The organism is Mycobacterium sp. TH-M15, from assembly GCF_057473705.1.
In genome coordinates, this window is record NZ_JBYCLB010000536.1 from 1 (window position 1) to 5,755 (window position 5,755).

Annotated in this window: 4 protein-coding genes and 1 pseudogene; 1 reads left to right on the forward strand and 4 read right to left on the reverse strand. The window is 69.0% G+C overall.

The genetic code is table 11. From position 1 onward, the window contains the following. From AC2VNT_RS13060 to AC2VNT_RS13070, 3 genes and pseudogenes are all read right to left on the reverse strand, one after another. Positions 1–356, reverse strand: a pseudogene (locus AC2VNT_RS13060) (hypothetical protein); the annotation flags it as partial. Positions 357–361: 5 nt separating this feature from the next. Next, positions 362–580 (reverse strand): hypothetical protein, encoded by a 219-nt coding sequence (locus AC2VNT_RS13065; RefSeq protein WP_486947268.1) that lies wholly within the window; start codon positions 578–580, stop codon positions 362–364. 363 nt (positions 581–943) lie between these two features. Next, entirely contained in the window at positions 944–1,948 is a 1,005-nt protein-coding gene (locus AC2VNT_RS13070) for a hypothetical protein (RefSeq protein ID WP_486947269.1), read from the reverse strand. A 180-nt stretch (positions 1,949–2,128) separates the two neighbouring features. Between AC2VNT_RS13070 and AC2VNT_RS13075 the strand changes: the two genes are divergently transcribed. Beyond that, the gene (locus tag AC2VNT_RS13075) at positions 2,129–2,803 is read left to right on the forward strand and encodes a methyltransferase family protein (protein WP_486947270.1); all 675 of its coding nucleotides are present in this window, start codon (positions 2,129–2,131) and stop codon (positions 2,801–2,803) included. Here the strand turns inward: AC2VNT_RS13075 and AC2VNT_RS13080 are convergent. Next, positions 2,776–5,755: non-ribosomal peptide synthetase (locus AC2VNT_RS13080; RefSeq protein WP_486947271.1), on the reverse strand; the 2,980-nt coding region annotated here is incomplete at its 5' end. The two genes, AC2VNT_RS13075 and AC2VNT_RS13080, sit on opposite strands and share 28 nt — an antisense overlap.

A 5,755-nucleotide genomic window follows, 5' to 3' on the forward strand; every position in this document is an offset into this window, starting at 1 on the left:
ACGGCGTAGTCGTGGGCGTCGGCGACGGTGAACCCGGCGCGGCGTGCCTCGTCCACCGCGTCGAGCGCCAGCTTTTTGCCCGCCTCTTGCTGATCGCGCCCCCGCACGGCGATGTCGGCGGCGTCGCGCAACTGGTTGGCGGGACCGCGCACCGTCATCAGGTCGGTGTCGGTTTGGTGCTGGTACGCCTCAGCGGCTGGACCTGCCCATTCGGTGCCGCCGGGGTGCATCGCCCCATTGCGGACCTCGGTGAAAGCGTTCTCCCAGGTGTGGGCGAGCTTGCGCCAGTTGTCGGCGGAGGTCGTCAGGAAGTCCCAGTTCGACGCTTCCAGTTCAGACAGGCTCGGATAGGTCATCGGCGCTAATTCGGCGCCCCGAGTGCGGCGGCACCGTCATCAGCCCCCGCATCGCCGATACCGCCACCGGCACCAGCGTCGGCGGTGAACAGTTCAGGTGGGATGGCTTCCGCGTCGCCGACCGCGCCGTCGAACGGCAACTGCGACAGCGTTGCGGCACCGTGCTCGTCCTGGTTCTGGTAGTGCGTCGCCGCCCTGGTGAGCTTGCCCGCACACGTCGTCAATGGGACTTCAGCACTGTCCCGGCTTTGCCCGCGCCCGCGCCGACTGCGTTCGCCCCCGCCCCGCTGGACTGCCACCCCGACGCCGCCACAGACGACACCGACCCCGCCACCTGTCCGGCGAGGGTCGTGCAGTGCTGCGCCTCGGCGCGCAAGCCGACCGGGGTGACCTTCAGAGACGGCGCAGGGGCGGTCATAGGAAAATAGTAACGGCGGTGACGGGACTGGATTCGCACATTCGCGCCTGTCCCGACCCCTTCGGGCGCACCACGCCGGCACCTGGCCCACTCCGCCCGCACTCTTGCCGACGAAGAAGGGTGCCAAGCCAGGCGGCAGGGCGCGCACACTCTGCCTATCGCGGCCAAGCTATAGCGACGGCAGTATGTCGAGCAGGTAATTGCCGCCGGTGGCAACCGCGTGCTGCAGGTCGCCGAAGACGGCCGCGAGGTTCCAATCGCCGACCGTGGTGGAGTCAGCGCCGGCGAAGGCGGTGCTGCCGGTGCCGATGATCGTGGCGAGGTTATTGTCGCTGAACGAAGCAGTGGCGCCGCCGGCGATGGCCTGGTCGAATGCGCTGCCGGTGTTGAAGATGGCGGCGATATCGCCGATGCCGACAGCTTCGGCCTCGGCGTTGGTGCCCGCGACGGTAGCTGTGTCGGAGTTGCCAGTGGCAATGGCGTCGATACCGGCGCCGTCGGCCAGCGCCAGGTCGGCGCTACCCCCTCCGGCCGAGGCATCGCTGCCGGCGCCGTTGGTGAAAGCCGTGTCGAAGTTGCCGGCGGCGGTCGCGTTGCTGCCGGCGCCGAGCGCGGTGGCATCGTTGAGTTGTCCCAGCCCGGCGTTGGCGGTGCTGCCGGCGCCGTCGGCGGTGGCGATGTCGAGGTTGCTGCCTACCCCCGCGCCGGCGTCGCTGTTGGCGCCGTCGGCGATGGCGACGGCAAAATTGCCACCGACCCCGGCGCCGGCATTGCTGCTGTCCCCGTTTGCGATGGCGACATCGAAGTTGCCGGCCAGCCCGGCGCCGGCGTTGCTATCGGCACCGTCGGCGAATGCGGCGTCAAAGAACCCGCCGCTGGCGTTGGCATGGCTGCCGTCACCGATGGCGACCGCCAAGCTACCGAAGGCCGCGGTGGCGGTGGCGGTGTTGTCCGTTGTCGGGAACAGGTCCACACCGCTGAGGGATATCTGCATATCCATTGGCGACGCCGTCGCAGCGGGGTCGGAAAGGCCACTCATCGATTGATCGATCAACGAATACGGATCGCTCGACGAGTCGGCCGAGGCGACTCCCGCAGCGGCGGCCAACGCGGCGCCCAAACCCATTCCGGCCGCCGCCATCCCTATTCGACCCATGCGAATCAGGTGCCTCATCGGCCGTCCTTTCCTACGGGCGCACCCCGCGGATGCCCACAATCGTCGCTGCAGCGAGGAGGCGGAATGACGCGGAATTTACTCCGAACGGGACCCCGGCACACGTGTTTGACACAAGTTGAACTGGGTGGCTTCGTGCCTGCTAGCGTGCGGTACGGACGCGGACGTTGAGGAGGATCGGTGACGACCATGCCCAAGCTGTTGGTCTTCGGACTTGTCGAGCTTCTGGTCTTCGGCTCGATGCTGTTCGTCCCGGCGGGCACGCTCGACTACTGGCAAGCGTGGGTCTTTCTGGTGGTGGTCGGCGTTTCGGCGTGGACCCCGGTCGTTTTCCTGCTGCGCTCCAATCCCGCTGCGCTGCAGGCCCGGATGAGTGGGGGGCCGACAGCCGAAACTCGGAGAGCGCAGCGGGTGGTCATCGCCGGCTTGTACCTGACGCTGGCGGTAATGGTCGTGGTCAGCGTCCTCGATCATCGCTTCGGCTGGTCGTCGGTGCCCACCGCGGGCTGTCTGGTCGGCGATGCTGTGGTCGCCGCCGGCTTGGGTGTGGTGGGGCTGGTGATCATCCAGAACAGTTACGCGGCTGCCACTGTGCGCGTGCAGGCAGGCCAGCAGGTGGTCTGCACCGGTTTGTACGGTCTGGTACGGCATCCCATGTACACCGGCAACGTCATCATGCTGGTCGGCATCCCCCTCGCGCTCGGTTCCTACCTGGGACTCGTCCTCGTCGTGCCCGGCCTGATCGTTCTCGCCGCACGCATCGGCGACGAGGAGAAGCTGCTGGGAGAGCAGCTAGCCGGATACCGCGAATACACCCAGAAGGTTCGTCACCGGCTGGTGCCCGGGATGTGGTAGCGGGCGCCGGCCACCGCCGGTTGTCCGACTTGCGGTCGTAGCCATTGGGCCAGCCCGGCCACGGTGGGATGGTCGAACACCGTTTGGACGGGAACCTCGAGGCCCAGTTCGGTTCCGATCCGCGCGGCCAGCCGCATCGCCAACAACGAATGACCGCCCAGGGCGAAGAACGAATCGTCGACTCCGACCTTCGCGACGCCCAGAATGTGGGCGTATGCGCCGGCCAGGTTCTCCTCCAAGGCGTCATCGGGGGCGCGGTACCGGTCGACACCGTGGTATTCGGGCGCGGGCAGGGCCCGCGTGTCGAGCTTGCCGTTGACCGTCACGGGCAGCGCGGCCAGCGCGACAACGGCGGCGGGCACCAGGTAGGCCGGCAGCCGTCGGGCGAGGGCGACGCGGGCGTCGGCGGGGTCGGCGGTGCCGGTGATGTAGCCGACCAGGCGCTTGTCGCCGGGGTGGTCCTCGCGGGCGATCACCACGGCCTGCCCGACGCCGTCGAGCGCGCCGAGTGCTGCTTGGACTTCGCCGAGCTCGATGCGGTAACCGCGGATCTTGACTTGCCGATCGGCGCGGCCGCGATAGTGCAGTTGTCCATCGGCGTTCCAGCACACCAGATCTCCGGTGCGATACATGCGTGCTCCGGGTGAGCCGAACGGGCAGGCCACAAAGCGCGACCCGGTCAAGCCGGCCCGGCCCCGATATCCGAGCCCAACCCCGTGACCGGCGATGTAGAGCTCGCCGACGACACCGGCCGGCACCGGCCGAAGCCACCCGTCGAGCACGAAAAATGCCGTCCCGGGCAACGGCCCACCGATCGGGCTGACCGCGCGGTCGAAGTCAGCACCGCCGATCTCGTGGAACGACGCATGCACCGTCGTCTCGGTGGTGCCGTAGAGGTTCAGCAGGCGCGGTGCACCCGGGTGACTGTTGCGCCAGGTGTGCAGCCGCGCAGGTTCCAGCGCCTCGCCGGCGAACACCACCGCCGCGAGCGTGGGCGGGCGTTGCGTCTCCGGCTGCAGCGCCGCAGCGGTGTGCAGCGCATAAAACGCGGACGGGGTCTGGCTGAGAACGGTGACCTGCTCGCTGATCAGCAGGGCACGCAGATGCTGGGGTGAGCTGACCACCGTGTCCGGCACGACCACGAGGCGCCCACCCGATAGCAGGGCTGCCCAGATCTCGCACACCGAGACGTCGAAGCTGAGCGAGTGCCATTGTGACCACACCTGCCGGGTCGGTAGGTGTGACTGTAGGGCGGTGACGAGGTGGGTGACGTTGTGGTGGCTGATGGCAACGGCTTTGGGGGTGCCGGTGGTGCCCGAGGTGTAGATCAGGTAGGCGATGTCGTCGGGAGCCGGCGGTGGCGGCGCGGTGCTGGGGTGGGTGCCGATGGCGGGGTCGTCGATATCGATCACCGGGAAATCGTGGGTGGGCAGCCGCCCGGCCAGTGCGGTGGTTGTGATCGCGGCGACGGGTGTGGCGTCGGTGAGCATGAACGCCAGGCGGGTGTCGGGCAGTGCGGGGTCCAGGGGTAGGTAGGCAGCCCCCGTCTTGAGGACGGCCAAGATAGCCACGACGGCCGCCGCGCTGCGCGGCATCAGCAGCGCGATTCGTTGTCCGGGCCCGGCGCCGCGCGCGGTGAGGTGGTGCGCGAGCCGGTTGGCGGCGTGGTCGAGTTGGCGGTAGGTCAGGTGCCGGCCCTCGAAGGTCAATGCAACCGTGTCGGGGTTGCGGGCAACCTGGGTGGCGAAGGCCGCGGGGATCGACAGCGGGGCCGGCCCGGGCTCGGTGAGCGCGGCCTGGTTGCCCCAGGCTTGCAGACGGGTGTGCTCGGCGGTGTCGACGACATCGATGCGCGACAGCGGTCGGGTGGGGCGGGTCGTCATTGCGGTCAGGATCCGGATGAAGCGGCCCAGCAGATCCTCGACGCCGGCGTCGTCGAAAACGGTGCTGTCGTATTCGGCGCGCAGGCGCAGCCGGGTGCCGGGCAGCGCTTGGATAGACAAGGGGTAGTGGTTGTATTCGCGGGCGCTGACCCCGCTGACCGTGAGCCCGTCGATACCCAGCGGGGCGGTGGTGTCGAGCGGGTAGTTCTCGTAGACGAACAACGTGTCGAACAACTGCTCGTGGCCGCTGAGACGATGGATCTCGCTCAGCGCCAGGTGCTGGTGATCCAGCGTCTGGTTATGGGTGGCGTGCAGCTGGGCCAGCAGGTCGGCGGTGGTACCGGCGGCGGTCAAGGTTGCCCGAACCGGCAAGGTGTTGATCAGCAGCCCCACCATCGACTCGGCGCCGGGTAGTTCGGCCGGCCGGCCCGACACCGTCGTACCGAAGACGACGTCGCGGTGGCCGGTCCAGGCGACCAACAGCTGCGCGTAGGCCGCCTGCAGCACGATGTTGGCGGTGGTGTGGCAGGTCCGGGCCAGCTCGTTGACGGCGGCGGTGAGCGGTTCGGGCAGCGTCCACGACGTCACGGCCCGCCGGCCCAGCCCCGCCCCGGCCGGTGGCCCCACCAGGGTGGGGGCATCCAACCCGGCCACTACCGCACGCCAGGCGGCGCGGGCGGCCTCGCGGTCACGGCCGGCCAGCCAGGACACGAATTGGCGATAGGACCCGGGCGCCGGGAGGCGTCGCCCGTCGTAGCTGGCAAACAACTCGCGCACCAGGACCGGCAGCGACCAGCCATCCAGCACAATATGGTGAGTGGTCAGCACAAACCGGTGCTCGTCGTCGCCGACACGGATCAGCACCGCCCGGAACGCCGGCTGATCGCCCAGATCGCAGACCGCGGCCCGCTCGGCGGCGCACACCCGTGCCACCTGATCGTCGGCACCGACACCACCGGCGGTGTCGACGTCGAGGTGGCGCCACGGCACCCAGGGATCCGCCGGAACGATCTGCACCGGCTCGTCGAACTGCTCGGAGAACCGCGCCACCACCTGCGGATGCCGGTTC

What these genes read in the sequence shown, in the direction of transcription:
- AC2VNT_RS13070 (WP_486947269.1), bottom strand. Translation starts at nt 1,948, where the DNA reads ATGAGGCACCTGATTCGCATGGGTCGAATAGGGATGGCGGCGGCCGGA.